The organism is Nibrella viscosa (genome assembly GCF_039541875.1).
In the GTDB taxonomy this organism is placed as follows: domain Bacteria; phylum Bacteroidota; class Bacteroidia; order Cytophagales; family Spirosomataceae; genus Nibrella; species Nibrella viscosa.
This window is the reverse complement of record NZ_BAABHB010000034.1, coordinates 1-1434: the sequence shown is the minus strand read 5'-3', so window position 1 is coordinate 1434 and position 1434 is coordinate 1. Positions and strand designations below refer to the sequence as shown.

Here is a 1434-nt window from a genome sequence, read left to right as displayed (position 1 = left end):
TGATTGGGGTGCTGCCGCTGTTGAAGGCCGTAAAGCCGGGGATACTGCCCACCCCCGAAGTACCAAAGCCGATGTTGGTTGAACTTGCATACTGGAAGGTAGCCCCAGGCGTTGGGCTGCTGAAGGCGATGGCCGACACCGGTGCGCCGTTACACACCACCTGATTAGCTACCGCATTGACCACCGGACTGGGGTTCACCGTGATGGTAAATACCTGCACCGGTCCCGGACAGCCGTTGGCCGTACCCGTCACCGTCACCGTAGTGGTGATAGGGGCCGTGCCGTTGTTGACGGCCGTGAAGGACGGAATGCCGCCGGTGCCGCTGGTGCCGAAGCCCACATCGCTGCTGCTGGTGAAGGCAAAGGTGGCTCCCGGTGTCGAGCTGGTAAACGCAATGGCCGGGTTGGTCTGTCCATTGCAGACGGTTACGTTGGCTACCGAGTTGACCGTCGGGCTGGGGTTGACCGTGATGCTGAACGACTGCGCTGGACCAGCACAGCCGTTGGCTGATGCAAACACACTGATGGTGCTGGTGATTGGCGTGCTGCCGCTGTTGAAGGCCGTAAAGCCGGGGATACTGCCCACTCCCGAAGTACCAAAGCCAATGTTGGTTGAACTTGCATACTGGAAAGTAGCCCCAGGCGTTGGGCTGCTGAAGGCGATGGCCGACACCGGTGCGCCGTTACACACCACCTGATTAGCTACCGCATTGACCACCGGACTGGGGTTCACCGTGATGGTAAATACCTGCACCGGTCCCGGACAGCCGTTGGCCGTACCCGTCACCGTCACCGTGGTGGTGATAGGGGCCGTGCCGTTGTTGACGGCCGTGAAGGACGGAATGCTGGTCGTGCCGCTGGTGCCGAAGCCCACATTGCTGCTGCTGGTGAAGGCAAAGGTGGCTCCCGGTGTTGAGCTGGTAAACGCAATGGCCGGGTTGGTCTGTCCATTGCAGACGGTTACGTTGGCTACCGAGTTGACCGTCGGGCTGGGGTTGACCGTGATGCTGAACGACTGCGCTGGACCAGCACAGCCGTTGGCTGATGCAAACACACTGATGGTGCTGGTGATTGGCGTGCTGCCGCTGTTGAAGGCCGTAAAGCCGGGGATACTGCCCACCCCCGAAGTACCAAAGCCGATGTTGGTTGAACTTGCATACTGGAAGGTAGCCCCAGGCGTTGGGCTGCTGAAGGCAATGGCCGATACCGGTGCCCCATTGCATACCGACAGGCTGGCTACAGCATTGACCACCGGGCTGGGGTTCACCGTGATGGTAAACACCTGCACCGGTCCCGGACAGCCGTTGGCCGTACCCGTCACCGTCACCGTGGTGGTGATAGGGGCCGTGCCGTTGTTGACGGCCGTGAAGGACGAAATGCCGCCGGTGCCGCTGGTGCCGAAGCCCACATCGCTGCTGCTGGTGAAGGCAAAGG

Annotated in this window: 1 protein-coding gene; it reads right to left on the bottom strand. The window is 61.2% G+C overall.

Translation table 11 applies throughout. From position 1 onward, the window contains the following. A partial coding sequence (locus ABD931_RS29040; RefSeq protein WP_345271633.1) for a hypothetical protein occupies nucleotides 1–1434 on the bottom strand: 1434 nt, incomplete at both ends.